A 26,722-nucleotide genomic window follows, 5' to 3' on the forward strand; every position below is an offset into this window, starting at 1 on the left:
TAGCATGGGTGTAATCATCGTTGGCGGCGGTATGGCGGGCGCGACTTTGGCGTTGGCCATTTCATCGCTTACTCAGGGACGATTGGCGGTTGATCTGGTTGAAGCGACCCGACCGGACGACCGCAGCCATCCGGGATTTGATGCCCGTGCCATTGCCCTGGCGCAGGGCACCTGCCTGCAGTTGACGCGCATCGGCGTTTGGCCGGCGCTGTGTGACTGTGCGACGGCCATTACTCAGGTGCACGTTAGCGATCGCGGCCACGCCGGGTTCGTTAATTTGCACGCGCAGGACTATCAGGTCGACGCGTTGGGGCAGGTGATTGAGCTGCACGACGCCGGTCAACGGCTGTTTGCTCTGCTGGCCAAGGCACCAGGCGTCACGCTGCATTGTCCGGCCCGGGTGGTCGATGTAGTGCGCACGGCGGAGCAGGCCGAAGTGCTGCTGGATAACGGCCGGCGTATCAGCGGGAAACTGCTGGTGGCTGCAGACGGCTCGCGTTCGGCGCTGGCACAGGCCTGTAATGTGCAGTGGCAGCAAAATGACTATCCGCAGTTTGCTACCATCGCCAATGTCACCACCGCCGAGCATCCGCAGGGGCGCGCTTTTGAACGCTTCACCCGATACGGGCCGCTGGCATTATTGCCGATGTCTCAGGGGCGAAGCTCACTGGTGTGGTGCCATGCGCGTGAAGATCGCCAGCAGGTTGGCGGCTGGGACGACGAACGTTTTATCAGTGAATTGCAGCAGGCGTTTGGCTGGCGTCTGGGACGTATCCTTCGCGCCGGGAAACGTCACAGCTATCCGCTCAGCCTGCTGACCGCCACTCAGCATGTCAGCCATCGTCTGGCACTGGTGGGCAATGCCGCGCAGACGCTGCATCCGATTGCCGGGCAGGGGTTCAACTTAGGCCTGCGTGACGTGATATCGCTGGCGGAAACCCTGGCCGAGGCGCAGCAGGCTGGAGAGGATCCCGGCGGCTATGTGCTGTTGGGGCGTTATCAACAACGGCGGCAACAAGATCAGCAGGCGACCATCGGCGTGACAGACGGTTTGATCCGGCTGTTCGCCAATAGCTACGGTCCCCTGGTGGTCGGTCGCAATCTGGGCCTGATGGCGATGGCCCGGTTACCGGCGGTGCGAGACGCCTTTGCCAAGCGCACTTTGGGCTGGGTAGATCGCTAATCGATGTATTAGCAGGGGCGTAGCGTGCTGCGCCCAAAGCGCTGGGCAATGGCACAGCGAGTCATTTAAGGAAATTAAGCAGCATGCAATCATTTGACGTGGTTATCGCCGGCGGCGGTATGGTGGGGCTGGCTCTGGCCTGTGGTTTGCAGGGCAGTGGTCTGCGCGTTGCGGTGCTGGAACAGCAGCAACCGGATATGATGCCGCCGCAACCACAGCCGGAACTGCGCGTTTCCGCTATCAATGCCGCCAGCGAGCGCCTGCTGCAGCACATTGGCGTGTGGGACGAGATCCTCAACCTGCGTGCTAGCGCCTATAACGCAATGGAAGTCTGGGATCGCGATAGCTTCGGCAAAATAGCCTTCCGTGGTGATGAGTGCGGCTTCAGTCATCTCGGTCATATCATCGAGAACTCGGTGATCCAGCAGGCGTTGTGGAAACGGGCGGAAAGCCTGAGCGACGTCACGCTGATCACCCCGGCGGCGCTCAAGCAGGTAGCCTGGGGCGAAAACGACGCTTTTATCACCCTGGAAGATGGCCGCATGCTGACCGCCCGCTTGGTGATCGGTGCCGACGGTGCCCATTCCTGGCTGCGCCAGCATGCCGATATCCCGCTAACCTTCTGGGATTACCGCCACCATGCGCTGGTGGCCACTATCCGCACTGAAGAACCGCATTTGGCGACGGCGCGACAGGTGTTCCACGGCGATGGCATTCTGGCGTTTCTGCCGTTCAGCGATCCGCATTTAAGCTCGATCGTCTGGTCGGTGGCACCGGAGGAGGCGGAGCGGCTCAAGCAACTGGAGCCGGAGCAGTTTAACCGCGAGCTGGCGATGGCTTTTGACCTGCGTCTTGGTGCCTGCACGGTGGAAAGTGAACGCCAGACTTTCCCATTGACCGGGCGTTACGCCCGTAGCTTTGCCGCGCACCGGCTGGCGCTGGTTGGCGATGCAGCACATACCGTGCACCCGCTGGCGGGGCAAGGGGTGAATCTGGGCTTTATGGACGCCGCCGAGTTGATCGCCGAACTGCGCCGTTTGCAACGCCAGGGCAAGGATATTGGCCAACATCTGTATCTGCGCCGCTACGAGCGCCGCCGCAAACACGGCGCAGCGGTGATGCTGGCCAGCATGCAGGGGTTCCGCGAACTGTTTGACGGCCACCATCCGGCGAAGAAGCTACTGCGCGATGTCGGGTTGCGGCTGGCCGATAGCCTGCCGGGCGTGAAGCCCAGGTTGGTGCGTCAGGCAATGGGCCTCAATGACCTGCCGGAGTGGTTGGCCTGACTGCTGTCTGAGAGAGGTTGCCAGACCTCTCTGCCTTATTTTCCCCGAATTAACATCTATCCCAAAGGCGCAGTCCTGCGTCTGATACCCATAGCTTTTCCTTATAAAACCCTTCATTTGAAAAAATCTAATTTCAGGCTGGTTTTATCATTACTTTTTCTAATTCCATGTTCGGTTATCAAAAGTCGAAATTCCGCATCCGGCCGTGGGTTTGTTATATAACTTCGGATTTTTGGTGCTTTAATTGTTGGTTTTGTGCCTTAAAGCGCATTTTTCCAGTCAAAAACTCTGCACACTAGCCCGGCATTTTACTGGCTCTGAACGACGCCAAGCCTATTTTAACTTATGGTTAATGGGGGCGTTCGGTGATAACGTCAGGACAAAGGTATCGTTTGCGTCGCGGCGGTTAGCCGCAGTTTTTGCACGTTCGGCGCAGCGTTTCTGTTGGGCAGTCAGTGCGCCACGCAATCCGGCCGCGAGCCATTATCTGATGTATTGCGTAGCAGCACCCTATCTTCAGCTTCTGAGTGAAATGAGGGAAAAGATGGCAAAGCAAACCCCACTGTACGACCAGCACGTGGCGTGCGGTGCGCGCATGGTAGATTTTCATGGCTGGATGATGCCCCTGCATTATGGCTCCCAGATCGATGAGCACCACGCCGTGCGTCAGGATGCCGGTATGTTCGACGTCTCCCATATGACCATTGTGGATCTGCGCGGTGCTCGTACCCGCGAGTTCCTGCGTTACCTGCTGGCGAACGACGTCGCCAAGCTCACTCAACCTGGCAAAGCGCTGTACACCGGTATGCTGAATGCGTCCGGCGGCGTGATTGACGACCTGATTGTTTACTTCCTTACCGAAGACTATTTCCGCCTGGTGGTGAACTCCGCCACGCGAGATAAAGACCTGGCCTGGATCGAAGAACACGCAGCCCCTTACGGCGTAGCCCTGACGGTGCGTGACGATCTGGCGCTGGTTGCGGTGCAGGGCCCACAGGCCAAAGAACGTGCCGCCACCTTATTTACCCCAGAGCAAAAAAGCGCGGTTGAAGGCATGAAGCCATTCTTCGGCGTGCAGGCCGGGGATCTGTTTATCGCCACCACCGGTTATACCGGTGAAGCAGGCTACGAAATCGCCCTGCCAAAAGAGCTGGTGGTTGATTTTTGGCAGAAACTGCTGGCAGCAGGCGTTAAGCCAGCCGGTCTGGGCGCACGTGACACCCTGCGTCTGGAAGCGGGCATGAACCTGTATGGGCAAGAAATGGACGAAGGTATTTCGCCACTGGCCGCCAATATGGGCTGGACCATTGCCTGGCTGCCGGAAGACCGTCAGTTTATCGGCCGCGAAGCGCTGGAAAAACAACGTGAAGTGGGCACCGAACAACTGGTCGGCTTGATCATGACGGAAAAAGGCGTATTACGTAATGAGCTGCCGGTGCGATTCACCGATGAAGCAGGTCAGACGCATGAGGGGATTATCACCAGCGGTTCATTCTCACCGACCCTGGGCTTCAGTATTGCCCTGGCCCGTGTGCCCGCCGGTATCGGTGAGCAGGCCATCGTACAGATCCGTAACCGCGAAATGCAGGTCTTGGTCACCAAACCCGGATTTGTGCGAGCCGGTAAGCCACTGACCAATTAATTTTTTGTTTATTGATTCTTTATTTCTTCGAAGGAGTAGCTGGCGATGAGCAATGTGCCAACAGAATTGAAATACGCATCTTCCCATGAGTGGGTGCGCGATGCAGGTAATGGCGAATACGTGGTAGGTATTACCGAACATGCGCAGGAACTGCTGGGCGACATGGTGTTTGTCGACCTGCCGGAAACGGGCCGTGAAGTTGCCGCTGGCGAAGATTGTGCAGTAGCGGAGTCGGTGAAAGCCGCTTCCGATATCTATGCGCCAATCAGCGGCGAAATCATCGCCGCCAACGAGGCGCTGGAAAGCTCCCCGGAGCTGGTCAACAGCGATCCGTACGGTGAAGGCTGGCTGTTCCGCATCAAGGCTTCCGACAGTGCCGAACTGGGCAATCTGCTGGATGCCGGTGCGTATCAGGCTTCTATCGACGAGTAAGCGTTGCAACGCCCCGGGCCGATTGGCCGGGGCGTTTTAGTTATAGATCAGGCTATATCCCGTACCCCGTAAGCATTCAGGAATTTGTAGCAATGACTCAGACACTCAGCCAACTTGAACACAGCGAAGCGTTCATTGAACGCCATATCGGCTCTTCTGCGCAGCAACAGCAGCAGTTGCTGGAAGCGGTGGGCGCACGCTCACTCAGCGCGCTGATCCAACAGATTGTGCCGGCAGACATCCAACTGCCTGCGCCGCCGCCGGTGGGCGATGCGGCCACTGAACATCAGGCGCTGGCCGAACTGAAGGCGATTGCCTCGCAGAATCAGCGCTACAAATCCTATATCGGTATGGGCTACAGCGCGGTGCTGACGCCGCCGGTGATCCTGCGCAACATGCTGGAAAACCCGGGCTGGTACACTGCTTATACCCCTTATCAGCCAGAAGTGTCGCAGGGCCGTCTTGAGGCGCTGTTGAACTTCCAGACCCTGACTCTCGATCTGACTGGTCTGGATCTGGCCTCCGCTTCATTGTTGGACGAAGCCACCGCGGCAGCCGAAGCGATGGCGTTGGCCAAACGCGCCAGCAAGCTGAAAGACGCCAACCGTTTCTTCGTGGCTGACGACGTACATCCACAGACGCTGGACGTAGTACGTACCCGCGCCGGCACCTTCGGTTTTGAAGTGATTGTAGATAAAGCCGAGAAGGTGCTGGAACTGCAGGGCGTGTTTGGTGTGCTGCTGCAACAGGTGGGTACTACCGGCGAATTGCACGATTACAGCGCACTGCTGGCCGAACTGAAAAACCGTAAAATCGGTACCAGCGTGGCTGCCGACATTATGGCACTGGTGCTGTTGACCGCACCGGGCAAACAGGGCGCCGACGTGGTATTCGGCTCTGCGCAGCGCTTTGGCGTGCCGATGGGCTACGGTGGTCCACACGCCGCCTTCTTCGCCTGCCGTGACGAATTCAAGCGTTCGATGCCGGGTCGCATCATCGGCGTATCCCGCGATGCCGCCGGTAACACTGCGCTGCGCATGGCGATGCAAACCCGTGAGCAACATATCCGTCGCGAAAAAGCCAACTCTAATATCTGTACCTCGCAGGTACTGCTTGCCAACATCGCCAGCCTGTATGCGGTGTACCATGGTCCGCAGGGTCTGCAGCGTATTGCCGGGCGTATCCATCGCCTGACCGACATTCTGGCTGCCGGGCTGCAACAGGCCGGCCTGCAATTGCGCCACAAAACCTGGTTCGACACCCTGACGGTGGAAGTGAAAGACAAGGCAGCGGTGCTGGAGCGTGCGCTGAGCTTTGGCATCAACCTGCGTACCGACATTCATGGTGCAGTGGGCATCACGCTGGACGAAGCCACCTCACGTGAAGACGTGCAGACCTTGTTCGCTTTGCTGGTGGGCGACGATCATGGTTTGGACATCGACGCACTGGACGCGGCGGTAAGCAAGAATAGCCAATCGATCCCGGCGGGCATGCTGCGTCAGGATCCGATCCTGACCCACCCGGTATTCAACAGCTATCACAGCGAAACCGAGATGATGCGTTATATGCACCGTCTGGAACGCAAGGATCTGGCGCTCAACCAGGCGATGATCCCGCTCGGTTCCTGCACCATGAAGTTGAACGCCGCGGCGGAAATGATCCCGATTACCTGGCCTGAGTTCTCCGAGCTGCACCCGTTCTGCCCGCCAGAGCAGGCTGCAGGTTATCAGCAGATGATCGGCCAGTTGTCACAGTGGCTGGTGCAATTGACCGGTTATGACGCGGTTTGCATGCAGCCGAACTCCGGCGCGCAGGGCGAATACGCCGGGTTGTTGGCAATCCGTCATTACCATGAAAGCCGTAATGAAGCCGGCCGTCATATCTGCCTGATCCCAAGCTCCGCTCACGGTACCAACCCGGCTTCTGCCCAAATGGCAGGGATGAGCGTGGTGGTGGTGGCCTGCGACAAGAACGGCAACATCGATCTGCATGATCTGCGCGTCAAGGCAGAGCAGGCGGGTGAAGAGCTGTCTTGCATCATGGTGACTTACCCGTCGACCCACGGCGTGTATGAAGAAACTATCCGTGAAGTGTGCCAAATCGTTCATCAGTTCGGCGGTCAGGTGTACCTCGACGGCGCCAACATGAATGCTCAGGTGGGCATCACCACTCCAGGCTATATCGGTGCGGATGTCTCACACCTTAACCTGCATAAAACCTTCTGTATCCCGCACGGCGGCGGAGGTCCTGGCATGGGGCCAATCGGCGTAAAAGCGCATTTGGCACCTTTCGTTCCAGGCCACAGCGTAGTGCAGATCGACGGGGTGCTCACGGAGCAAGGCGCGGTTTCCGCTGCACCGTTCGGCAGCGCTTCAATTTTGCCAATCAGTTGGATGTATATCCGCATGATGGGCGCAGAAGGGCTGAAGCAGGCGAGCCAGGTGGCAATTCTTAATGCCAACTACATTGCGACCCGTCTGAAAGACGCTTACCCGGTGCTGTATACCGGTCGTGATCACCGTGTGGCGCATGAATGTATTCTCGACATTCGTCCGCTGAAAGAAGAGACCGGCATCAGTGAAATGGATATTGCCAAGCGTCTGATTGACTACGGTTTCCATGCGCCTACCATGTCGTTCCCGGTAGCGGGTACGCTGATGGTTGAGCCTACCGAATCAGAAAGCAAGGTAGAACTGGATCGCTTTATCGACGCGATGCTGGCTATTCGCGGTGAGATTGATCGGGTGGCGAAAGGTGAATGGCCGTTGGAAGATAACCCGCTGGTGAACGCGCCGCATATTCAGGCGGAGCTGGTCAGTGACTGGCAGCATGCTTACAGCCGCGAACTGGCAGTCTTCCCTATTGCCGGTGTACGCGAGAACAAATACTGGCCGAGCGTCAAGCGTCTGGATGACGTGTACGGCGACCGTAACCTGTTCTGTTCCTGCGTACCGATGAGCGAATACGAGTAAGCCTTTCGGCAGTCAGATGTTCAATAAGCAGCGCATTATGCGCTGCTTTTTTTTGCCCGCCACGCTATATGCTTTTCTTGCCTATATATTTGATATGTTGCTAATTATCTTATTTTTTGCACCTCTCTGCAGTTTGTTTCCAATCGGGTTCAAGACGCTTTCCGGTATACATTCCGTTTAAACTCGCATGGTTAAATTGACCTCAGCAAAATATTTTGTAGGGAAGATTGGCTCACAAGGGGTGTTCTATGAAAAGGTTGGCTATCGCAATCATTGCGGTTTTACCCTTCTGCTCCGCGCAGGCGGTTGAAAGTTATGAAGTGCGAAATAACAGCGGGCAAACGGTATTTAAACTGAACTTCTATAGCCCCAGCGATGACGGCTATTTTACTGACGAAGGCGTCCCTCAGCGCTCATCTTGGGTATTGGACGAGGCGCAAAAGGCGCAGGTTATCAGCGCCGCACAGCGCTGGGCCGATATTATCAACCCCAAGCCAGGCCAATTGCCGGGGGTGATCAATATCGGTACTTTTGACGAAAAAAATGCCGGTGCGATGAGCCAAAACGTCAGTGACGACACCTTTAGTCTGACCCAACTTCAGGCCGTGTTGCAGGGGCAAGAAGCGGGCGAGTTGGACAGTGGTGCTCACGCCATCGTCCGCATTGGCAAGCTGGATTTTACTCCTTCACAGGCTTCACCAGCGCAGATCCCGACCGAGCACCGTACCGATCTGGAAGTCACGATATTTCATGAAATTGCCCATGCGTTGGGAATAAGTAACGAGGCTGCGGTAGTTGATGGTGTGACTCAGTTCGGCCCGACGCAGGGGAGCTGGACATCGCATCTGTTTGACGACAACGGCAACCCTGCTCAGCCGGGGCAGGCTATTGTGTGCAAAGCTTGCGAGGGGCCGGACGATCCTTCCGCTTTTGACGTGCGCAAGGATCAAGGTTATTTCGCCGGCAGCCATGTCAAAGAGGTGCTGGAAGGTGCGATGCCAGGGGTTCCGGTGCGTATCCTCGATGTAGTTGGCGATTTGGATGACGATTACATGTCCCATATCGAGCTGGATCGCAGCCTGATGAGCCACCAAAATTACCGCAATTACACCTCAATGATGGAAGCCGAATTGGCATTGTTGCAGGACATGGGGTACGACATCGACCGGCGTAACTTTTTTGGCCGCTCGGTTTATGGAAGTGGTCTGGATGTGGTTAACCAGCAAGGGTATTTCGCGCGTAACGCCGCAGGCACTGCGTATATCGATGGTGAAGCCAATACCGCCGCCCGGGGCGTCGGGTTGCATATCTACGGCAGTAACAATCGGATAGAGCAACGTGGCGATTTGCTGGCCGATGGCGTGGCCGCCGCCGGTATTCGCATCGACGGTGCGGGTAATACGCTCAGCATAGCGCCGGGTACCCGGGTGCAGGCCAACGGTGACTACGGCACTGGCTTGATGGTGGCATACGGCGATCGGCACAATATTATTCAACGTGGCAGCCTGGAGGCGATCGGCAAAGAAGGGGTCGCTGCGCGTCTGGATTTTGGCAACAACCTGTTGGGCAATGATGCCGAATATCGCGGCTCCTATATCTGGCAGTGGGGCGGGTTCGACCTGTGGGCAGCACCGCTGGTGTCCAATTTCGATATCACCGGCTCGCTGAGGGGCAGCAAAGCAGCCATCTACCAGTCCGAGAATGCATTGGCCGGCGCAATCAACGTGATGCGCGGTGCCGATATTCAGGGCGATATCATTTCTGACTATGCCCAATGGGACGAAAATAATCAGGCACGACTCACCCGTTTAACCTTCGGTCTGCAGCCGGATGCGTTGGGGCAAGTGACCGCTGTGGCGGATAGCGGTTTTGATTTCACCTATAACGGCAATATTCGCGGTAAGGATAATTTGGCGCTGGTGGCCGAGGGCGGGAAAACCACTTTAAACGGCGAGCATCTGGTGTATAGCGTGGACATTGAGCCGGGTGCCCAGTTGGCGGGCAATAGCCGTTATGAGCTGTCGGATGCCGGACGGTTCACCAATAACGGATTGCTGACTACCGGTTCGCCTTTTGGCCTGGTTTCTATCATTGGTGATTACCTGCAGGGGTCACAGGGGCGTTTGCAACTGATGTTCGACAATCTCGGGCGTGGAGACAGGGTGCAAATCAGCGGAACGTCCAGTTTGGGCGGGGCCCTGACGCTGATGCCGGTAAAAGGCTGGTATGCATCCGACTGGAAACTGAACAGCGCTTCTCTGCTACAAATGGGGCAGAGAAGCGGTGAGTTCAGTCAAATCAGCGTGCAGACGCAGTCCCCGACGTTGAGCTTCAGTACAGCGTCGTTAGCTGCCGGGGAATATCAAATCAGTGCGACCCGTGGGGCATCTGCCTACAGCCAGTATGCACAGAGCGCGAATGAGCGAAATGTCGGGCTGGCGTTGGCCCGTGCGGCGGCGACAGCGGGTAATGAAATGCGTCTGTTACTGACTGCGCTTGATTTCTCTGCCCCTGATGGCAAACAGGTTAACGACGCTTTGGCGCAACTGGAGCCGTCGGCCTACAACAGCCTGATCCAGGCCTCTTTTGATCGTGAGCGTCAGTTAACCCGTGCGTTGACGGCGCCGGAACGTAATTTGACCTTGTCCCCGGTCGACGACGAACAAGACTGGATAAGCTTTGCTCTGCCTTATGGGGGCGGCAACTGGCAGCGCAATACAGGCAATATCACCGGTTACAACGCATCGCGTTATGGCGTGTTGTTCGGCGCGGAGAAACGTAACGTACTGGTGCCAGGGCTGACTACCGGTTTCCACGCGGCGGTTGGTGGACAAACGGTCAATGCCAAAAGTGCCGATCGGGCGCGGACGCACAGTACGTCATTTGATGTTGGTCTGCAGTTCAGCTTCGCGCAGGATCCCATGGATGGGCCGTTTGCCTATGGTCTGGGGCGTGTAGGGGCCGAGGATAATCATATGAAGCGTCAGTTTGATGTTGCCGGTATAAGCGGAACCAGCAAGAGTGACTGGACTGCCTGGAACGGTTCATTAACCCTGGGCGGCGGCTATCATTTGGCGTTAACCGAATCGTTTAGCTTCGGCCCAGTGGTGGCTTTGGATTATAACGCCACCAAGCATCGTACAATTAAAGAGTCCGGGTCTGGTACTTTGCCGATGCAGATTAAGGGCCGTTATGCCGATTCACTGCAAAGCACGCTGGGCGTGGAGGTGCTGTATCAGGGGCCACAGGCTTTGTCCGCCACCCTGCGCCTTGGCTGGCAGCATGAGCTGCTGAGCAACAATGTGACTCAGCGTGCTCAATTTGCCGGTTATGACACCTCTGCTTTTGATAGCAAAAGCACTTTGGCCGGGCGTGATGGGTTGGCAGCGCAGGCTGGGGTGCAGTATCAGCTTACTAAAGATGTTTCTGTGGGGGCCGGGCTTTCCAGCGAGCTGTTCCGTCAGGGCAGCAATTCGTTAGAAGGTAATCTGTCCGTGAACTGGCGCTTCTGATTTCTTCAGCAAGTTGCCGTTGAGTAAAACCCTATAACACATTCGGCAAAGCGTGTTATCAAGGGACACCGCATGATGCGGTGTCCCTTTTTTATTGTCGCTGCACAGCAACCCACACGGAATAAGGAGCAATGATGAGAGCTGCAATGGTAAATGCGTTAGGTCAGCCACCGGTAGTCGGTCATGTGGATGAACCGCAAGCAAGAGAGGGGGAAACCCTGATCGAGGTGATTGTCGCCGGTATCAAACAGTTGGATCGTGCCATGGTAGCGGGAACCCATTACTCCAGTCCGAAGGTGTTGCCGATCGTGCCCGGTACCGATGGCGTTGGTTATGCGCCGGACGGCCAACGGGTTTATTTTGCCTCATTCCGGCAGCCGCACGGTGCACTGGCGGAGCGCACCGTCGCTTCCTGGACCGTGCCGGTACCGGCGGGTGTGGATGATGCTACCGCCGCAGCATTGATTAACCCTGCCTTCGCCGCCTGGCTGCCGCTGCACTGGCGTGCCGAGCTTCAGGCTGGTGAAACGGTACTGATTATTGGCGCGACCGGCACCTCGGGCAAGCTGGCGGTGGCGGCTGCTCATCAGGCGGGCGCAGGGCGAATTGTTGCAGCAGGCCGTCGCCAGAGCGTGCTGGATGCGTTGGATGTCGATGCCACAGTGGATCTCAGCCTAGAAGGGGAGGCATTGGTGCAGGCTTTTGCTGCTGCCGCAGGGCCGAACGGATATCAGGTGATAGTCGATTACATCTGGGGTACGGCGACCGAAGCGCTGCTGGCCACGCTGAACAACCACGACCTGTCTTCCTACGCCGGAGGGCGTGGTATTCGCCTGGTCAATGTTGGGTCGATGGCCGGGCCAGACATTCGCTTACCGGCGGCAGTATTGCGCAGTAACCAACTGCAGATTATGGGCAGTGGCACCGGCAACTTCCCACCGGCGGCTGAGATGCAGAGATATGCCAGGGAGATCCTTGCGTTGGCGGCCACCGGGCAGATTTCGGTCGAAACTCAGGAGCATGGCTTATCCGAGATCGCCGAAGTGTGGGATCTGAACAAGAAAAGCGACGTCCGCTCGGTGATCCGCATTGCCGGATAGCTATTTTTATATTTATGGGCAAACAGCAGTTTGCCCATTTGTTTGCTACTGCAAATCAAGCGGATGCCGTTGCAGTAAATTGGGTGGGCGATGTTGCCTTAACTCTCCGATGACGCCAGATAGTTCTCGGGTAGATCAATAACAAACCCGACGCCGCGTTCATCAAGCCCTTCGGCTACCCGTAGTTGCGCACCGATTTTATCCGCCAGATTTTTGGCAATCGCCAGCCCCAGACCGCTGCCGACTTGCAGAGTACCGGGCTTGCGGTCAGAGATCATTCTGGCAATTTGTCGCAGTGGCCTCAGGCTGATATAGGCGGTGAACAGCAAAGTGACAATGATGGCTGCCAGAGTGACCAACAACGGGATCGCGGTGCTTTCCGCCGGATTGCCGAAAATAGTGGTGCGGTTGTCAAAGAATTCGCCGACGATCACCCTAAATTGCTTTTTATCACTCCAACTGCCGGCAATATGCCATTTCACATTGGCGTAGCTGATGGTGCCTGATAGCACCGACGGTGGCAGGAACAGCGGTTTTTCCTGTGACGGTGAGGCGTAAAGCATCTGGTTGTTGCTATCGTAAACCACAAATAGTGGCCGATAGTCTATTTCGTCCTGCATGCCACTTTTGATCGAGTCGATATACATGACTTCGATATCTTTAATCATCTCAAGATAACTGCGGTTGGTAACATCCGTCTTATCAAGAATATTGGCTATCCCGCGTGCGACAATGCGTTGCTGATTATCTAAATACTTTTCCGCGTCCGCGGGTAGTATGAATATGTCACCCAGCCAATCAATGCGCCCCAGAGCAATAATATGGCTAAAGCCTGGAAAATAATGGTGCGCATAGAAAAGGATTTAAAAATTATCATCCCAGAGTCTCTTTTTTTAATAAATAACCGATGCCACGCACGGTGATAATTTTTTCCTTGCCAATCTTGCGCCGCAAGTTATGCATATGCACCTCCAGAGAATTACTTTCCACGCTGTCGCCATGGCCAAACAGACTCTGCTCCAGCGAGGTTTTACGCACTACGGTGCCGGCGCAGCGCATCAGCTCATGCAGCAGCCGATACTCCTTTTTCGATAACAGCAGCAGTTCGTCAGCCAGCGTTACCTGATGATTGATGGGGTCCAGATACAGATTGCCCAGGCTCCAGGTTTGGGAGGCAAACCCGGCCATGCGGCGGTTCACCGCCTTCACGCGTGATATTAACTCAGGCAAGGCGAAAGGTTTGGCCAGAAAGTCGTCCGCGCCGGAGTCCAGGCTATTGACCAGGTTTTCGATACAGTCGCGGGCGGTCAGAATAATGATTGGGATATTTTGTCCGGCGGCCCGCCACTCGACCAGTTTCTCTAATCCATCCCCGTCTGGCAGGGTCAGGTCCAACAACATTAAATCGAAACTGCCCTGAGAGAGTCTGGTTTGAGCATCATGCACCAGCCGCACCCAGCATAGCTCAAAGCCCGCCAGCTCTAATGCCCGGCACAGGGCCTTGCCAAATTGCAGATCGTCTTCCACTAACAATATGTTCACGGGGTATCCGGTTTATGTCACGGTACTGGCGGTTATATAACTACAACCACCGGGGGAAGACAACGTCGACATCCTTTTTGCCCATCGTTCTTAAGCAAACCTTAATCTGGGATTAATATGACGTTAAGGGAGCATCGATATATTTCGAGTACGCTGACTCCTGCAAAAGTCATCAGGGTAGGGAAAAATGCGTATCGACAAATTTTCAACGGCGGTTACCTGTACAGATGCGATTTTATTGTTGGTTTTGGTCATGCTACCTTCTAACGTTGGCGCGCAAGGGAGTAATTATCCCACCAAGGTTTCCTCTCCCCCGTCGCATATTCAGCATGTGGAGCCACGGAGTTTTTCTAAAAACTTAAAGCCACGGATTAAAAAGCAGCTGCGTCGTTTGGCACTGTTATAAGGTTTATTTTAATAAGGAGGAAAATAGAAAATACCCTTGGATATTCTGCAGCATGGATATCTATACTCTGTTGAAGAAGGTGGCTGAGGTAGCTTGCTGAGCGCCAGTTACCGGTTATGACTTCCCAATCAGAGAAAGGAACAACATGACTAAAGTTGCACTGGTCACCGGCGCCAGCCGGGGTATTGGCCGCGCCACTGCGTTGTTGCTGGCCCGTCAGGGTTATGCGGTGGGCGTTAACTATCTGCAGAATGAAGCAGCGGCGCAACAGGTGGTCGCGGAGATAGAATCACTGGGCGGTCGGGCGCTGGCGCTGCGGGCTGATATTGGCGATGAAAGCCAGGTAGTGGCGATGTTTAGCCAATTGGATGCCAGCCTCGGCCCGATTGACGCGCTGATCAACAATGCCGGTATTCTGTTTCAGCAGTCGAGCATTGAGCAACTGACCGCCGACCGCATTAACAAGGTCTTGACCACCAACGTCACCGGTTATTTTCTCTGCTGCCGCGAGGCGGTGAAGCGTATGGCGCATCGTCATGGTGGACTGGGCGGAGCCATCGTCAACGTTTCCTCTGCCGCCGCTCGTTTAGGGGCTCCGTGGGAGTATATCGACTATGCCGCATCAAAGGGGGCGGTCGATACTCTGACAACCGGACTGGCGCTGGAAGTGGCGGCTCAAGGTATTCGCGTTAACTCGGTGCGGCCGGGGTGTATTTACACTGAGATGCATGCCAGTGGCGGTGAGCCGGGGCGTGTTGATCGGGTGAAAGGCAACTTGCCGATGCAGCGCGGCGGCACCCCGGAAGAGGTGGCAGAAGCCATCGCCTGGCTGTTGTCCGATGCTGCTTCTTATGTCACCGGCAGCTTTATCGAGGCCGCCGGCGGCCGTTGACAACTGGTTACTCCCCTTTAATTTCGGCCCGCAAAGCGGATGCACGAGAAAGGGGGATGTATGAAACGCAAAAATTCGGTTAGGAATGTGCAGCACAGCATCCTGCCTCCCCTGACGGAGGAGCAAAAAGCGCAGATAGCCTCCTTGAGGGTTATGCCGGATGATGATATTGGCTATGGTGACGTCCCTGCGCTTAGCGATGAGCAATGGGGAACGGCATTAAAGGGGCGGTTCTACAAACCGATGAAGGTATCAAAAACGGTCAGGATTGATGCTGACATTTTGGAATGGCTCCAGAGGCCGGGCAAGGGTTACCAGAAGCGTTTGAACGCGGTCCTGCGTGCCGCTATGTTGAAAGGCCAAGAGCTCGAAGAGTAAAATTATTTATCCGCAGGTGCTTATCCTGCAGTTTAAAACCCGGTAGCTTTAGAGACGCCGGGTTTCTATTCAGTATTCTCAATACTCAATCAGCCCTCATGCAGCAGCGCACTGCGGAACGACATAATGTGCGCCTCTGCTGCATTGGCAGCTGCGTCGTCATCCTGTGCGGCCAGTGCAGAGATAATGGCTCGATGTTCTTCGATCACCTCTCGCATATGACCTTCGCGTGACAGCGTACTGGCCCAAAAACGCTGCGCCCTGGCGTGCAGCACGCTCAGGATGTCCGCCAACATATTATTCCCGGCGATCTGCGCCAGCTGCTGGTGGAACTGATGATCCAGCGTCATCATCTGCACCCGATCGCGGCGCTGACTGGCGACTTCGATTTGTTGATTGAGGGCTGTCAGTGCGGCGACCTGTGGTTCGGTAATTCGCTTGCTTGCCAGCCGCATACAAAGCATTTCATTGGCCAGTCGGACTTCAATCAGTTCCAGTGCGTCATCCATCGACAGTGGTGAGACCATCACCCCCTTACGCGGGATCACCTGTAACAACCCTTCATTAGCAAGCCGGTGGATCGCCTGATTTATCGGCGTTCTGCCCATATCCAGCTCACTCATTACCTGTGCGGTATTGAGATATTCACCAGGTTTATAGCTTAACGTCACCAGTGCCTGCTTAAAGCGCCGGTAGGCCAGTTCATTCAGTGACATTCCGGCTTCCTCTGCCGTCGGGAGTTCCTGGCTCTCTGCGTCAAGGCTCATCACGTTCTGCTCCTGCAAGAAGAAAGTTTTTAGACATAGTACACAAAAACATGGCATGGAAATCGCTTATTTGGTAACTAAAGATATAGTGAAATTTCACAGTATTTTAACCAAAGAGGCACAAAAGCCATGAGACTGACCTTCACTTTACCTGAATCCAGCGGTGCCGGGGTGCTGGATGTCGAGATCGACCATCTGGTGATTGCTGGCTGGACCGGCCGCGATCGTGAGGCCATCCTGCACCATATTAGGGAGTTGGCTGAACTGGGCGTGCCCCAACCCAGTGCAGTTCCGCTGTTCTATCGGGTGGCCGTTAATCAGCTCAGTCAGAGCGATTGCATTGAAGTGATCGGCAATGCCAGCTCCGGCGAGGCGGAACCGCTGATCTTTACTCATCAGGGGGAACTGTTTGTTTCGCTGGCCTCAGATCATACCGATCGTCAGCTTGAGGCGCACAGCGTCGCGCTATCCAAACAAATCTGCGTCAAACCGGTAGCTCGCGCTGCCTGGCCGCTACGGGAAGTGATTGCTCACTGGGATTCACTAATCCTGCGATCCTGGATCAAAGAGAACGGTGAGTTCCGGCTTTATCAGCAGGGTTATCTTGCCAGTCTGCGTACTCCCGACGATCTGCTGGATCGCTATTTGAGTGGCCAGCAGGTGCCGGAGGGCGGGCTGACGGTACCCCAGCCGCGCAATGGTTTAGCGATGGCCTGTGGCACGGTGGCGGCGATTGGCGGTATACGTCCGGCGACCGAGTTTCGTATGGAACTGGTGGACGAAGTGCTGGGACGTACCATCTGCCACGGCTATCGCAGCATAGAACTGCCGGTGGTGGCGTGATGAAAAAGCTGACTTTAACGCAGGCTGTTGCCGGATTGGCCAGTGGTGAATTCACTGCTGTGCAACTGACCGCCACCGCGCTGGCGCAAATCGCCGACCCACAGGGGGAGGGCGCACGCACTTTTACTCATGTTTATAGCGACTGGGCACAAAAGCAGGCATTGGCTGCCGATCGGCGGCGTGCGGCGGGAACCCCTTTGTCGGTGCTGGACGGTGTGCCGGTATCGGTCAAAGACCTGTTTGATGTCGCCGGGGAAGCGACTGCCGCAGGTTCGTTGGTGTTGACCGATGCGCAGGTAGCTAACACCCATGCCGCCGTGGTGGCGCAGTTGTTGCAGGCTGGCGCGGTGGTGATCGGCAAAACCAACATGACCGAATTTGCTTATTCAGGGCTTGGGATCAATCCCCACTACGGCACACCCGCCAACCCGTGGGATCGCCCGGCATGTCGTATTCCCGGCGGTTCGTCTTCCGGTGCGGCGGTTGCGGTGGCCGACGGCATGTGCTTTGGCGCGATAGGCAGCGATACCGGTGGCTCGGTGCGTATTCCGGCGGCCTTCTGCGGTCTGACCGGCTATAAGCCCACCGCCCGGCGCATCAACAGTCGTGGTTTGCTGCCTTTGTCACCCTCACTGGATTCGATTGGCGTGATCGCCCATGACGTTGCCGGTTGCATCGCGCTGGATGCGGTGATTGCCGAACAGCCGCTGCACCCGCAGCAGAAAACGTTGAGCCAGGCGCGTTTTGCCGTGCCACAAACGCTGGTGCTGGATGGTCTGGATGATGAAGTCACCTCCGCCTTTCATCTCAGCGTCCAGCGGCTGGTGCAGGCCGGGGCACAGATTGAATCTATTCCCTGCCATGAGTTCGCTGAGCTGGCTGCGATCAACGCCGCCGGGGGGTTTACCGCGCTGGAGTCCTGGCGCTGGCATCAGCCGCTGATTGCCGAACATGCCGAAGACTATGACCCACGGGTGCTGTCGCGTATTCGTCGCGGTCAGTTGCTCGATGAGTGGGATCTGCAGCAATTGCAGATGCAGCGTACCGATTGGCAGCGGCGGGTGACCGCAGCAGTGGACAAGTTTGACGCGTTGTTGATGCCAACCGTGCCCTTCGTTGCGCCGACCATTGCCGAACTGCAGAAGGATGACGACACCTATTTCCGTATCAACGGTGCCGCGTTGCGTAACCCTTCGGTGATCAACTTCCTCGATGGTTGTGCGCTATCGCTGCCTTGCCAGCGGCCCGATACGGCACCTGTGGGGCTGATGGTGGCCGGGCTACCGCTGCAGGACGAGGCGTTGCTGGGTTGGGCGCTGGCGATCGAACGCTGCCTCGCCGAGGCGTGATTTTCCGGTGGGGGGCGACCCCGCCTTACTTTGAGCTAACAGGAGAGTACCCATGACCGGTTCCCCAAACGGAATGCTGTTTGTCGCAACAGATGTCGCCGCTCAGGACGAGGCGGATTTCAATAAGTGGTACGACCGCGAACACGTGGAAGAGCGAGTACGGGTGCCTGGTTTCTTGTCGGGCACGCGTTATCAGGCGCTACAGGATGGGCGCAAATATCTCGGACTGTATAAAACCGAATCCCTGGCCAGCTTTACTTCGGCGGCCTACCGCGCCGCGTTTACCGAACAGACCCCATGGTCGGTAGCGAGTCTCGATAAAATGCGCGATCCGATGCGCCGTGTCTGCGCGGTGGAGGCGGTGACCGGCCAGGGGTGCGGCAGCCATCTGGCTATCCTTACCCTCGAACCGGCCGAGCCGCATGTGCTGAAGGCCTGCATCAATCATTTGGGCAGCCTCCTGGCGGAACAGCCCGGTTTTGTGCGCAGCAGCCTGCTGTCGCCGGACGCGGACCTCAGCTCGCCGCTGCCGAAAGAGTCGCGGGAAAACCGCAGGTTACTGCCGATGATGCTGATCGAAAGCAGCAGCGCCGAAGCCGGCCAGCGGCTGGGTGAGTTGGCCTGCAGCCAACTGAAAATCCCTGCCACCGGTGCCCTGCATTATGCCCTTGGTTGGCAACTGACCACACAGGAGCTTTCATCATGAGTACTTCAACCACTCAACCGTCAATCGCGGACGCGTCCACTGCCGATGTTCCCGCCCATCCGCCGAACACCGGCAAACTGGCGGCGGCCAGTTCGATTGGCACTGCGCTGGAATGGTATGACTTCACCGTTTACAACATCATGGCGGCGCTGATTTTCAACCACGTATTTTTCCCCTCTTTCGATCCGCTGGTGGGCACTATTTTGGCATTTTCCACCTACGCGGTTGGCTATGTTTCGCGGCCGATTGGCGGTATCGTCTTTGGTCATCTTGGTGACGTGCTGGGGCGGCGTTTTGTATTGGTGACCACGCTGGTGATCATGGGCGTGACTACCGCGCTGATGGGGCTGCTACCCGGTTATGCCAGTTGGGGGATTTGGAGTCCGCTGCTGTTGGTGACACTGCGCTTTATTCAGGGGATTGCGCTGGGGGGCGAATGGGCGGGGGCGGTATTGCTGTCGATGGAACACGGTAAATCTCATCAACGCGGGCGCAACGCCTCCTTTGCTCAGGTTGGCCCTTCTTGTGGAACGCTGATCGGCACCGGCCTTATCACGCTGGTGACGGTGGCGATGACGGCGGAGGACTTCCAGCAATGGGGTTGGCGTATTCCTTTCCTGCTTAGCCTGGTACTGGTGGTGTTTGGCCTATGGCTACGCCGTGGCGTGGGAGAAACGCCCGCGTTTCTGAAACTGGAGGCATCGAAGGACGTTACCCATTCACCGATCCGCGAAGTTTTCACCCAGTATCGGCGCCCACTGCTGATCGCCGGCGGTTCGCGTATTGGTTCCGACGTGCTGTATGCGCTGGTAGTGGTTTTTACCCTGACTTACGTCACCACGGTATTGAACCTGCCGCGCCCGCTGGCGTTGGCCGCCACCATGTTGGGGGCGATCGGTAACGCGATTACCGTGCCGATGTTCGGCGCACTGTCCGATCGTTTTGGTCGTCGGCCGGTGTATATCGGTGGGGCATTGGCGGCGATGGCTTGGGCGTTTGTGTTCTTTATGCTGCTCGACAGCAGCCAGCCGGTACTGATCTGTCTGGCGGTGGTGGTGGGGCTGTTGATCCATGCGGCAATGTATGGCCCACAGGCGGCTTTTATTACCGAACAGTTTCCAACCCGAGTGCGCTATGCGGGGTCGTCATTGGCTTATACGTTGGCAGGGATTATCGGCGGTGGCTTTGCGCCGCTGATCATCGCCTCGTTGTTTAAGTCTTACGACAGCACGCTGGCGATCTCGGCCTATGTGGTGCTGGCTTTGTTAATCACGCTGTGGGCGGTGATTGCCGCCAAGGAAACGGCACACAAGCCGTTATGAATGGCGTGCCGGGTGAAGGGAGCACCCGGCGTGTCACAAGAGCAACGGCGTTATTTCAGCCAACCCTTGCGTTGTGCGTCCTGCAGGTGTTGCAGAAGGTACTTCCACAATTCCGGCTGAACATCGGCGATGGTGGTGTTACGTGCCAGTACCTGTTCCAGGCTAATGCCGTTCTCGACCCAGCTTTGGCCCTGGTTGTGCAGGTTCATCAGCATCGGCATGGTGCGATCCAGCACCAGCGCAAAGCGCGCGTCGGCGCTCTCGCCATCTTCATATTCCTGCCATAAAGCGGTGAAATACTCGCGCTGAGTGTCCGGCAGCATCCCGAACAACCGGCGCGCCGCCGCCACTTCCACATCATGGATCGCTGCGCGGGCCGCCAGATCGTAGACCAGTACGTCACCGGCATCGATCTCAACGATGTCATGCAGCAGCGCCATCTGGATCACTCGCTGGATATCCACACCTTCACCGGCGTAGGGGGCCAGGCTCATGGCAGCAATAGCAAAGTGCCAGCTATGTTCGGCGGAGTTTTCCTGGCGTTGGGTGCCCAGCACTTTGGTGCGGCGTTGCACGCTTTTCAACTTGTCGATTTCCATCAGGAACTGGATGACCTGGGTCATGGAGCCGAAATCTAACGCGGGTACAGCAGATGACATGGTGTAAACCTCAAGGTAGATGGGGTGAAGCCGAACGATTGTAGACCAGCAGGCGAGGGATTTCGATGGTTACACGCGCACACAGTTTTATTTTGGCGTACACGTGTACACTGAAATTATTCTCAGCTAAGCTTCCTTGCGGTAATTTCGAACAATGTTGGCTGTTTTGAGGGGTTGTGTGTAATGGGTAAAACGGGCGTAGTGAAAGCCGGTACTGAAAAAATGGCCGCCACGGCCTATCCGTGGGCGGAAGAAATCGCTAACAGCATCAGTCACGGCATAGGGTTGGTTTTTGGGATTGTCGGCCTGGTACTGTTGTTGGTTCAGGCGGTAGACACCGGCGCTGACGTGACGGCTATCGCCAGCTACAGTCTTTATGGCGGCAGCATGATCCTGCTGTTCCTGGCCTCAACGCTGTACCATGCCATTCCCCACCAAAAAGCCAAGCACTGGCTGAAAAAATTTGACCACTGCGCCATTTATCTTTTGATTGCCGGTACCTACACGCCGTTTCTGTTGGTGGGGCTGAACTCACCGTTGGCCAAGGGATTGATGGCGGTAATTTGGGGGTTGGCGCTGCTGGGCGTGTTGTTCAAACTGGCGTTCGCGCACCGTTTTGAAGCGCTCTCGCTGGTGACCTATCTGACCATGGGCTGGTTGTCGCTGATCGTGATTTATCAGTTGGCGACTCGTCTGGCGCTGGGCGGTGTGACGCTGCTGGCGGTCGGTGGCGTGGTTTATACCCTGGGTGTGATCTTCTATGCATCGAAGCGTTTCCGCTTCGGCCACGCCATTTGGCATGGTTTCGTGCTCGGCGGCAGCCTGTGCCACTTTATGGCGATTTATCTGTACGTCTGATATCCGTTCGGCAGGCGTTAATATCATGTTGATTAAGCGTTTCTTTTCAGTTAGAAAAGAGGCGCTTGTTTCTTTCGGGTATCCAGCAAGCCCATTTTTTCATTCCTGAGCCCGCGAACTACACCTTCGGTGTTTACGTTAACCTTTTCAGGACTCATCAATATGATCGTTCGCTTATCTAAAGCGTTGCTGGTGTGCGCGATGGCGCTGTTCGCCACACTGGTGGCATTTGGCAATATTACGGACTACGGCTCCAATTTCGCCTTTGTACGTCATGTCTTTATGATGGACACCATTTTCCCTGACGCCACCATCACTTACCGTTCAATACAGACTCCATGGCTGCATCACGCCGGTTACATTGGCATCATTACGCTGGAAAGCCTGACCGCGTTGTTGTGTTGGATGGGGGGCCTGCGCCTGCTGCGCGGCCTGAAACTGTCCGCAGTGGCCTTCAATAGAAAGAAAACGCTGGCAGTGGCCGGTTTGACGCTCGGTTTTTTGACCTGGCAGGTGGGTTTTATGTCGGTGGGCGGTGAGTGGTTCGGTATGTGGATGTCTAAACAATGGAACGGGGTGCCTGACGCTTTCCGCTTCTTTGTCACCCTAATTTTGGTGCTGATCTATCTGGTGCAGCGCGATGGCGAACTGGACGAGTAAGGAATCAGGCAGCGGGCGTGAGCCTGCTGCCGGGGGATTATTTTTCTTCCGCCAGTGAATATGGCAGTGGTTTGATGGCCAGTTGGCTGGTGGCATCATCGCGAACCCGCAGTTTGCTGTCGGCGTCGAGATCGTTATTCAGCACCACTTGAACCCACAGCGTGCCGTCGGCCAGTTTGGCGGCGCTCAGCACCGTACCGGTACGGCGCCAGTTTTCACCCAACTGCAATTCCATGTCCTCAGCGGCCTGCGGCACTCGCCCGGCCTTGCCTTCCAGCCAGTACAGTGCCCGTTTGTTGGCCCCGCGGAACTTGGCGCGCGCCACCATTTCCTGACCGGTGTAGCAGCCCTTGCTGAAGCTGATGCCATCCAGCGCCTGCAGGTTGGTGGCCTGGGGGATCAACTGCCCGCTGTTGGCGACGTCAATCACTGGGTAGCCGGCTTCGATATCCAGCGTCAGCCACTGCTGGCTGTCGTTCAGTTCGGCCTGCTCGTGCAGTTTGCCAACCAACTGTTCGGCAACGGCGGCGGTGGTGACCAGCAGAAAACGTTCCGCCGGTAGCGAGAAGTGCAACAGGGTCGTTTCACCGTCCTGCACTACCTGATGGTCAGCATCCGGCAGGCTGTTGAAAACCCCCGTCAGCGCTGCGCGTGCCTGAAAACCGGCCACGCCCAGCAACACCGCTTCGTTGTCGGCGGCAATGGTGAGTTTGGAAAATACCGCGTACTTCTTGATTTCAGCCAGTTGGCTGTCCAGCACGCTGCGGCGTTCCAGATAGGCAAAGCCTTCACCGCGATGGAATAAACGCAGATTGCTCCACATTTTGCCCTTGGCGTCACAGTGGCCGCACAACATGTGGCTATCGGTAGGCAGCGCTTCGATATCGGCGGTGACCTGGCCCTGAAGGTATTTCACCCGGTCCGGCCCGTTCAATGTCACCAGCGCCCAATCTTCCAGTGAGATCAGGGTCAGGGGCAGATGGGAGGAAGCGGAGGGCTGACGGGGTGGAAATGGAATTTTATACGCCATAGTAAGATCCTGCTTAACGTTTAGCTTACCTGAAGGTGTGTTGGCCCCATGGTAAAAGAGGCGACGGCCTTTGCAAACTGTTATTCACGCTTGCCTCCCCGACAGCGCTTTTTTTGACATTTAGCGCTTAATTACGTTTTACACCGAGAACGTCCTTCCCGGCGAGTATGTCAAATTGTTACTCTATAGGCTTGCGGCCAAGGGTAACCCATGCAGACAGATCTTTGGCTGATGGAATTATATCGCGCCGGTGTTGCCATACAGTGTGTCAGTTGAACCCTGCGATGGCGTTGCCATGCTGAAAAGAGGTTAGTCATAACAACATGGATATTAATAACAAAGCACGTATCCACTGGGCCTGTCGCCGCGGCATGCGTGAGCTGGACATCTCTATCATGCCCTTCTTCGAGTATGAGTATGACCTGCTGAACGATACAGACAAAGCGCTGTTTATCCGCCTGCTGGAGTCTGACGATCCCGATCTCTTCAATTGGCTGATGAATCATGGCGCTCCGCAGGACAGTGAACTGCAGAGAATGGTGACACTGATCCAGACGCGAAATAAAGACCGTGGCCCAGTGGCGATGTGACGTCCGTATTTCCTGGCGCACCCAGTTATTTTCTCTGCTGACACATGGTGCTCTTATCCTGCTGATCCTGATTTCACCCTGGCCGGAAGGCTATGGCCCGATCTGGCTGGTGTTGCTGACGCTGGTGGTGTTTGAGTGCATTCGCAGCCAAAAGCGTATTGCGTCGCGGCAGGGCGAACTACGCCTGCTGGAAAACCAGCGCCTGGGTTGGCATGGGCAGGAGTGGCAATTGGTGAAGCAGCCCTGGATGCCGCGTTACGGTATTCTGTTGACGTTACAGCCGGTGGGGGGCAAAAAGCGCCGTCGGCTGTGGCTGGCTTCCGACTGCATGGCTAAAGCCGACTGGCGGCATTTGCGCCAACGCTTGCTGTATCCGGCCGCCAGCGATGACGAGGAGTTCTGATGAAGCCGACGCTCTGGCTGGTGGAAGATGAACCCAGCATTGCCGACACGCTGATTTATACCCTGGAGAGCGAAGGCTTCCAGGTGCGCTGGTTCGAACGCGGTGAACCGGCATTGCAGGCGTTGGCGCAAGGGGCACCTGCGCTGGCGATCCTCGATGTTGGTCTGCCGGACATCAATGGTTTTGAACTCTGCCGCCGGTTGTTATCGCAGTCGGCGGATTTGCCTGTTTTGTTCCTCACCGCCCGCAGCGATGAGCTTGATCGCCTGATTGGGTTGGAAATCGGTGCCGACGATTACGTCGCCAAACCCTTTTCCCCGCGAGAAGTCAGCGCTCGGGTGCGCACTATTCTGCGCCGTTTGCAAAAACAGCAGCGTCTGCAGCAACCGCCACTGTACCACTTCGGCCCTTTTAGTTTGGATGAACAGGCCGCGGCCATCCATTACCATCAGCAGCCGTTGTTGCTGACCCGTTACGAATTTTTATTGTTGAAAACGCTGTTGCTGGCACCCGGCAGGGTATTCTCACGCCAGCAACTGATGGAAAGCGTCTGGGCGCTGGCCGAAGAAAGCCTGGATCGCACCGTTGATACCCATATCAAAACGCTGCGTGCCAAGCTGCGCGCCATCAATCCCGCTGAACCCCCGATCCACACTCATCGCGGCCTCGGCTACAGCGTGAGCCGCCAGCCATGAGAATAGGCCTGCGCCTGCTGTTGGGGTATTTCCTGATTGTGGCGGTGGCGGGTTATTTCGTACTGAGCATTTTCGTACAGGAAGTGAAACCCGGCGTGCGGCGCGCGACCGAAGGCACACTGGTGGATACCGCCAATCTGCTGGCGCAGATTGCGCGTCTGGATATGCAACGTGCTGACGCGGCGCACGGGCAACTGGCTCAAGCTTTCTCTCAACTCAATCGACGCCCCATAGGTGCCAATATTGGCGGTATCCGTAAGGATCGCAGCGAATATCACGTTTATCTTACCGATCAAAACGGCAAGGTCATTTTTGATTCCAGCGGCAAGGCGCTCGGCCAGGACTACTCACGCTGGAATGACGTTTATCTGACGCTGCTTGGTCAGTACGGCGCGCGCAGCACGCGCAGCGATCCGCAGGATGAAAACAGCTCGGTGATGTACGTTGCCGCACCCGTAATGGAGCAGGGGAAAATCATCGGCGTGCTTAGCGTTGGTAAACCCAACAGCACCATGACACCGGTGATCAAGCGCAGCGAACGTCGTATTCTTTGGGCCGGCGCGCTGCTGCTGGGCATTGCCTTGCTGATCGGTCTGGGCTTTGTCTGGTGGATCAACCGCTCGATTGGGCGGCTGGTGCACTACGCAGACGGCGTGGCGCAGGGTGAAAGCCTGCCGTTGCCGATAATGGGCGGCCACGAATTAACCCAGTTGGCACAGGCGCTGGACAGCATGCGGGTGAAGCTGGAGGGCAAGGCCTACATTGAGCAGTATGTACATACCCTGACCCACGAACTGAAAAGCCCGCTGGCGGCGATCCGCGGCGCGGCTGAGCTGTTGCAGGAACAACCTCCGGCGGCCACTGCCCAGCGTTTTTTGACCAATATCGAACAGCAGAGTGCGCGCATTCAGCAACTGGTGGATAAACTGCTGGTGCAGGCGCGGCTGGAGAGCCGGCCGGTCCTGGAACGGGGGCCACTGGCAATGGCGGCGCTGGTGCGTCAGGCTGTGGCAGGCAAAGAGGCGCAGGCAGTGCGGCGTGGCGTTTTGCTACAGGTTGAAGGGGTGGCAGATATCACCCTGAGCGGCGATGGATTGCTGATTAGCCAGGCGCTGACCAATCTGCTGGACAACGCACTGGACTTCACCCCGGAAGGTGGCACCATCAAGGTGCGCGGTGAGCACCATGAGGGCCACTACCGGGTCACTGTCTGTGACGACGGCAGTGGCATTCCGGATTATGCACTGGATAAAGTATTCGAGCGTTTCTATTCTCTGGCCCGATCGGATAAGCCGAAAAGCAGCGGTCTGGGGCTGAATTTTGTGCAGGAAGTGGCGCGCTTGCACCGAGGCAGCATCCAGTTGAGCAACCGTCAGCCGCACGGTGTGACCGCTATTTTCACCTTATCGCTCTGACTTCACCGTCCCTTCACATAACCACATTCTGCTTTCACCTGAGGGCATTATCGTAACTTCATTACCTACATGGAGCGCGG

The 26,722-nt window shown here is 56.5% G+C and carries 24 protein-coding genes and 1 pseudogene; 20 read left to right on the forward strand and 5 right to left on the reverse strand.

Going from position 1 to position 26,722, the window contains the following annotated elements:
* Positions 1 to 4: 4 nt before the first annotated feature.
* The 7 genes from ubiH to ACUTSU_RS14665 all read left to right on the forward strand — a co-directional run bounded on the left by ubiH (position 5) and on the right by ACUTSU_RS14665 (position 12,127).
* Positions 5 to 1,183, forward strand: coding sequence for a 2-octaprenyl-6-methoxyphenyl hydroxylase (ubiH, locus tag ACUTSU_RS14635; RefSeq protein ID WP_445654325.1), 1,179 nt, complete (start codon positions 5 to 7; stop codon positions 1,181 to 1,183).
* Positions 1,184 to 1,266: 83 nt separating this feature from the next.
* Entirely contained in the window at positions 1,267 to 2,469 is a 1,203-nt protein-coding gene (ubiI, locus tag ACUTSU_RS14640) for an FAD-dependent 2-octaprenylphenol hydroxylase (RefSeq protein WP_445651990.1), read from the forward strand.
* 544 nt (positions 2,470 to 3,013) lie between these two features.
* Positions 3,014 to 4,111, forward strand: a complete 1,098-nt coding sequence (gene gcvT / locus ACUTSU_RS14645) for a glycine cleavage system aminomethyltransferase GcvT (RefSeq protein WP_445651989.1) — start codon at positions 3,014 to 3,016, stop codon at positions 4,109 to 4,111.
* A gap of 45 nt (positions 4,112 to 4,156) precedes the next feature.
* The gene (gcvH, locus tag ACUTSU_RS14650; RefSeq protein ID WP_445651988.1) at positions 4,157 to 4,543 is read left to right on the forward strand and encodes a glycine cleavage system protein GcvH; all 387 of its coding nucleotides are present in this window, start codon (positions 4,157 to 4,159) and stop codon (positions 4,541 to 4,543) included.
* 92 nt (positions 4,544 to 4,635) lie between these two features.
* Complete coding sequence (gene gcvP / locus ACUTSU_RS14655) at positions 4,636 to 7,515, forward strand: aminomethyl-transferring glycine dehydrogenase (RefSeq protein WP_445651987.1); 2,880 nt, start codon at positions 4,636 to 4,638, stop codon at positions 7,513 to 7,515.
* Positions 7,516 to 7,763: 248 nt separating this feature from the next.
* Positions 7,764 to 11,027, forward strand: coding sequence for an autotransporter outer membrane beta-barrel domain-containing protein (locus ACUTSU_RS14660; protein ID WP_445654326.1), 3,264 nt, complete (start codon positions 7,764 to 7,766; stop codon positions 11,025 to 11,027).
* A 134-nt stretch (positions 11,028 to 11,161) separates the two neighbouring features.
* Positions 11,162 to 12,127: a quinone oxidoreductase family protein gene (locus ACUTSU_RS14665; RefSeq protein ID WP_445652029.1), complete on the forward strand. Its 966-nt coding sequence runs from the start codon at positions 11,162 to 11,164 to the stop codon at positions 12,125 to 12,127.
* Between the two features lie 248 nt (positions 12,128 to 12,375).
* Here the strand turns inward: ACUTSU_RS14665 and ACUTSU_RS14670 are convergent.
* A pseudogene (locus ACUTSU_RS14670) lies at positions 12,376 to 13,004 on the reverse strand (two-component sensor histidine kinase); the annotation flags it as partial.
* Complete coding sequence (locus tag ACUTSU_RS14675) at positions 13,001 to 13,669, reverse strand: response regulator (protein WP_445651985.1); 669 nt, start codon at positions 13,667 to 13,669, stop codon at positions 13,001 to 13,003. The pseudogene ACUTSU_RS14670 and the gene ACUTSU_RS14675, both read right to left, overlap by 4 nt.
* Positions 13,670 to 13,856: 187 nt before the next feature.
* On the opposite strand from ACUTSU_RS14675, the gene ACUTSU_RS14680 reads away from it, so the two are divergent.
* The 3 genes from ACUTSU_RS14680 (at position 13,857) to ACUTSU_RS14690 (ending at position 15,345) form a co-directional block, all read left to right on the forward strand.
* Entirely contained in the window at positions 13,857 to 14,075 is a 219-nt protein-coding gene (locus ACUTSU_RS14680) for a hypothetical protein (protein ID WP_445651984.1), read from the forward strand.
* A gap of 145 nt (positions 14,076 to 14,220) precedes the next feature.
* Entirely contained in the window at positions 14,221 to 14,967 is a 747-nt protein-coding gene (locus tag ACUTSU_RS14685) for an SDR family oxidoreductase (RefSeq protein WP_445651983.1), read from the forward strand.
* 60 nt (positions 14,968 to 15,027) lie between these two features.
* On the forward strand, positions 15,028 to 15,345 hold the full coding sequence (locus ACUTSU_RS14690; protein WP_445651982.1) for a BrnA antitoxin family protein: 318 nt from the start codon (positions 15,028 to 15,030) through the stop codon (positions 15,343 to 15,345).
* An 89-nt stretch (positions 15,346 to 15,434) separates the two neighbouring features.
* Here ACUTSU_RS14690 and ACUTSU_RS14695 read toward each other — a convergent pair whose 3' ends face one another.
* The gene (locus ACUTSU_RS14695) at positions 15,435 to 16,112 is read right to left on the reverse strand and encodes a GntR family transcriptional regulator (protein WP_445654360.1); all 678 of its coding nucleotides are present in this window, start codon (positions 16,110 to 16,112) and stop codon (positions 15,435 to 15,437) included.
* Positions 16,113 to 16,241: 129 nt separating this feature from the next.
* On the opposite strand from ACUTSU_RS14695, the gene ACUTSU_RS14700 reads away from it, so the two are divergent.
* Genes ACUTSU_RS14700 through ACUTSU_RS14715 form a run of 4 tightly spaced genes read left to right on the forward strand, consistent with a single transcriptional unit; the run spans position 16,242 to position 20,332 of the window.
* Complete coding sequence (locus ACUTSU_RS14700; protein WP_445654327.1) at positions 16,242 to 16,955, forward strand: DUF2848 domain-containing protein; 714 nt, start codon at positions 16,242 to 16,244, stop codon at positions 16,953 to 16,955.
* Entirely contained in the window at positions 16,955 to 18,304 is a 1,350-nt protein-coding gene (locus ACUTSU_RS14705) for an amidase (RefSeq protein WP_445654328.1), read from the forward strand. Before ACUTSU_RS14700 ends, ACUTSU_RS14705 begins: the two co-directional genes overlap by 1 nt.
* A 52-nt stretch (positions 18,305 to 18,356) precedes the next feature.
* The gene (locus tag ACUTSU_RS14710; RefSeq protein WP_445651979.1) at positions 18,357 to 19,010 is read left to right on the forward strand and encodes an antibiotic biosynthesis monooxygenase family protein; all 654 of its coding nucleotides are present in this window, start codon (positions 18,357 to 18,359) and stop codon (positions 19,008 to 19,010) included.
* Positions 19,007 to 20,332 carry an MFS transporter gene (locus tag ACUTSU_RS14715; protein ID WP_445651978.1) on the forward strand — a complete coding sequence of 442 codons (1,326 nt, stop codon included), beginning with the start codon at positions 19,007 to 19,009 and terminating at the stop codon, positions 20,330 to 20,332. The genes ACUTSU_RS14710 and ACUTSU_RS14715 overlap by 4 nt, the downstream gene beginning before the upstream one ends.
* Positions 20,333 to 20,382: 50 nt before the next feature.
* On the opposite strand, the gene ACUTSU_RS14720 is transcribed toward ACUTSU_RS14715, so the two are convergent.
* A complete protein-coding gene (locus tag ACUTSU_RS14720) occupies positions 20,383 to 20,991 on the reverse strand; it encodes an HD domain-containing protein (protein ID WP_261110523.1) in 609 nt (202 codons plus the stop codon).
* 183 nt (positions 20,992 to 21,174) lie between these two features.
* Between ACUTSU_RS14720 and trhA the strand changes: the two genes are divergently transcribed.
* Both trhA and ACUTSU_RS14730 read left to right on the forward strand, forming a co-directional pair.
* Positions 21,175 to 21,849: a PAQR family membrane homeostasis protein TrhA gene (trhA, locus tag ACUTSU_RS14725; RefSeq protein ID WP_012146602.1), complete on the forward strand. Its 675-nt coding sequence runs from the start codon at positions 21,175 to 21,177 to the stop codon at positions 21,847 to 21,849.
* Positions 21,850 to 22,011: 162 nt separating this feature from the next.
* The gene (locus ACUTSU_RS14730; RefSeq protein WP_445651977.1) at positions 22,012 to 22,509 is read left to right on the forward strand and encodes a DUF2165 family protein; all 498 of its coding nucleotides are present in this window, start codon (positions 22,012 to 22,014) and stop codon (positions 22,507 to 22,509) included.
* A 37-nt stretch (positions 22,510 to 22,546) separates the two neighbouring features.
* Here ACUTSU_RS14730 and ygfZ read toward each other — a convergent pair whose 3' ends face one another.
* Entirely contained in the window at positions 22,547 to 23,539 is a 993-nt protein-coding gene (gene ygfZ, locus ACUTSU_RS14735) for a tRNA-modifying protein YgfZ (protein WP_445654329.1), read from the reverse strand.
* 323 nt (positions 23,540 to 23,862) lie between these two features.
* On the opposite strand from ygfZ, the gene sdhE reads away from it, so the two are divergent.
* Genes sdhE through creC form a run of 4 tightly spaced genes read left to right on the forward strand, consistent with a single transcriptional unit; the run spans position 23,863 to position 26,642 of the window.
* Complete coding sequence (gene sdhE, locus ACUTSU_RS14740; RefSeq protein WP_012146600.1) at positions 23,863 to 24,129, forward strand: FAD assembly factor SdhE; 267 nt, start codon at positions 23,863 to 23,865, stop codon at positions 24,127 to 24,129.
* Positions 24,110 to 24,532: a protein YgfX gene (locus ACUTSU_RS14745; RefSeq protein ID WP_445654330.1), complete on the forward strand. Its 423-nt coding sequence runs from the start codon at positions 24,110 to 24,112 to the stop codon at positions 24,530 to 24,532. Before sdhE ends, ACUTSU_RS14745 begins: the two co-directional genes overlap by 20 nt.
* Positions 24,532 to 25,227: a two-component system response regulator CreB gene (creB, locus tag ACUTSU_RS14750; RefSeq protein WP_445651974.1), complete on the forward strand. Its 696-nt coding sequence runs from the start codon at positions 24,532 to 24,534 to the stop codon at positions 25,225 to 25,227. Before ACUTSU_RS14745 ends, creB begins: the two co-directional genes overlap by 1 nt.
* On the forward strand, positions 25,224 to 26,642 hold the full coding sequence (gene creC, locus ACUTSU_RS14755; RefSeq protein WP_445651973.1) for a two-component system sensor histidine kinase CreC: 1,419 nt from the start codon (positions 25,224 to 25,226) through the stop codon (positions 26,640 to 26,642). The genes creB and creC overlap by 4 nt, the downstream gene beginning before the upstream one ends.
* Positions 26,643 to 26,722 lie beyond the last annotated feature (80 nt).

The sequence above is a fragment of the Serratia sp. NA_13 genome, assembly GCF_052691735.1.

Excerpts from the sequence above, each read along its gene's own strand:
- ACUTSU_RS14695 (WP_445654360.1), bottom strand. The coding sequence starts at position 16,112 with ATGAGCCTTGACGCAGAGAGCCAGGAACTCCCGACGGCAGAGGAAGCC.
- sdhE (WP_012146600.1), top strand. The coding sequence starts at position 23,863 with ATGGATATTAATAACAAAGCACGTATCCACTGGGCCTGTCGCCGCGGC.
- gcvT (WP_445651989.1), top strand. The coding sequence starts at position 3,014 with ATGGCAAAGCAAACCCCACTGTACGACCAGCACGTGGCGTGCGGTGCG.
- ubiI (WP_445651990.1), top strand. The coding sequence starts at position 1,267 with ATGCAATCATTTGACGTGGTTATCGCCGGCGGCGGTATGGTGGGGCTG.
- ACUTSU_RS14685 (WP_445651983.1), top strand. The coding sequence starts at position 14,221 with ATGACTAAAGTTGCACTGGTCACCGGCGCCAGCCGGGGTATTGGCCGC.
- ACUTSU_RS14720 (WP_261110523.1), bottom strand. The coding sequence starts at position 20,991 with ATGTCATCTGCTGTACCCGCGTTAGATTTCGGCTCCATGACCCAGGTC.
- ACUTSU_RS14660 (WP_445654326.1), top strand. The coding sequence starts at position 7,764 with ATGAAAAGGTTGGCTATCGCAATCATTGCGGTTTTACCCTTCTGCTCC.
- creB (WP_445651974.1), top strand. The coding sequence starts at position 24,532 with ATGAAGCCGACGCTCTGGCTGGTGGAAGATGAACCCAGCATTGCCGAC.
- ACUTSU_RS14665 (WP_445652029.1), top strand. The coding sequence starts at position 11,162 with ATGAGAGCTGCAATGGTAAATGCGTTAGGTCAGCCACCGGTAGTCGGT.
- gcvH (WP_445651988.1), top strand. The coding sequence starts at position 4,157 with ATGAGCAATGTGCCAACAGAATTGAAATACGCATCTTCCCATGAGTGG.
- gcvP (WP_445651987.1), top strand. The coding sequence starts at position 4,636 with ATGACTCAGACACTCAGCCAACTTGAACACAGCGAAGCGTTCATTGAA.
- ACUTSU_RS14690 (WP_445651982.1), top strand. The coding sequence starts at position 15,028 with ATGAAACGCAAAAATTCGGTTAGGAATGTGCAGCACAGCATCCTGCCT.
- trhA (WP_012146602.1), top strand. The coding sequence starts at position 21,175 with ATGGGTAAAACGGGCGTAGTGAAAGCCGGTACTGAAAAAATGGCCGCC.
- ubiH (WP_445654325.1), top strand. The coding sequence starts at position 5 with ATGGGTGTAATCATCGTTGGCGGCGGTATGGCGGGCGCGACTTTGGCG.
- creC (WP_445651973.1), top strand. The coding sequence starts at position 25,224 with ATGAGAATAGGCCTGCGCCTGCTGTTGGGGTATTTCCTGATTGTGGCG.
- ACUTSU_RS14705 (WP_445654328.1), top strand. The coding sequence starts at position 16,955 with ATGAAAAAGCTGACTTTAACGCAGGCTGTTGCCGGATTGGCCAGTGGT.
- ACUTSU_RS14730 (WP_445651977.1), top strand. The coding sequence starts at position 22,012 with ATGATCGTTCGCTTATCTAAAGCGTTGCTGGTGTGCGCGATGGCGCTG.
- ACUTSU_RS14680 (WP_445651984.1), top strand. The coding sequence starts at position 13,857 with ATGCGTATCGACAAATTTTCAACGGCGGTTACCTGTACAGATGCGATT.
- ACUTSU_RS14715 (WP_445651978.1), top strand. The coding sequence starts at position 19,007 with ATGAGTACTTCAACCACTCAACCGTCAATCGCGGACGCGTCCACTGCC.
- ACUTSU_RS14700 (WP_445654327.1), top strand. The coding sequence starts at position 16,242 with ATGAGACTGACCTTCACTTTACCTGAATCCAGCGGTGCCGGGGTGCTG.
- ACUTSU_RS14710 (WP_445651979.1), top strand. The coding sequence starts at position 18,357 with ATGACCGGTTCCCCAAACGGAATGCTGTTTGTCGCAACAGATGTCGCC.
- ygfZ (WP_445654329.1), bottom strand. The coding sequence starts at position 23,539 with ATGGCGTATAAAATTCCATTTCCACCCCGTCAGCCCTCCGCTTCCTCC.